Origin of the sequence: Clostridium tarantellae (assembly GCF_009295725.1) — a bacterium.
Classification (GTDB): Bacteria; Bacillota; Clostridia; order Clostridiales; family Clostridiaceae; genus Sarcina; species Sarcina tarantellae.
This window is the reverse complement of record NZ_WHJC01000561.1, coordinates 1-918: the sequence shown is the minus strand read 5'-3', so window position 1 is coordinate 918 and position 918 is coordinate 1. Positions and strand designations below refer to the sequence as shown.

At 19.9% G+C, this 918-nt stretch carries 1 protein-coding gene; it reads right to left on the bottom strand.

Annotation, left to right across the window (positions count from 1 at the left end; translation table 11 throughout):
• Positions 1 to 31 precede the first annotated feature (31 nt).
• Positions 32 to 918, bottom strand: an 887-nt coding sequence (locus GBZ86_RS16355) for a lipopolysaccharide biosynthesis protein (RefSeq protein ID WP_152892428.1), incomplete at its 5' end; no start/stop codon positions are given.

Below are 918 nucleotides of genomic sequence, written 5' to 3'. Positions count from 1 at the left end.
ATCTAATATATTGAGATAAATCCATAATATTTTATAACTCACTTTTATTATTTAATTTATAAAAAAGTTTATTTTTTATGATATTAAACGATACTTTAATAATATTTTTATATTGAAAAAATACTATTAATAAGCATATTATAATTAGTATTAATATATTAAAATTAAATTTATTAAAACTTGAATATATAGCTAATATATAAATAAAAAAAATACTTATACTAAATTCTTTAATTGCAAAAGAAATTTTATAATATTTATTAGCAATATAAGTTCTTAATATAAAAAATATAATATATGCTATACTTGTTGAAATTGCAGCTCCCTTTGCACCTAACTTAGGAACAAGTAAAATATTCCCTAAAATATTAAAGCCAGCTGCTATTATAGATATATATATGTGATTTCTACTTTTATTCTTAAAATTTATTCCTAAAACCGTTGTTTCTGATATTGTATACATTATTGGCATAAAAAGTAAACAAGGGAATATGAATACAGCTTGTCTATAACTATTTCCTAATAATATTATTATAATATCTTTACAAGCTAGTATTATTATTGAAATAACTAACATTATTAAAGAAACTAATTTATTTACTTTAACAAAGAAATTTTTATCATTAGGATTAATAGAATATCTTTCGAAAGCTATAGGAATCCAAACTGTCGTAAACGTAGATTGAAATGCACTTAATAATACAATAATACTCATAGCTCCACTATAAATACCAACTTCTTCATAACCACAAAATTTATTAATAGTAATTTTATCTATAGATTGAAAAATCCACGTAATTATCATTGCTAAAACTAAAGGAGTTCCATATTCAATTATTTGTTTTTTATTAGTTTTAAGTTTATAATTTCTTTTTTTTTGGAACCAAACATCTTTGTCTACTATTATTGCAATAATAG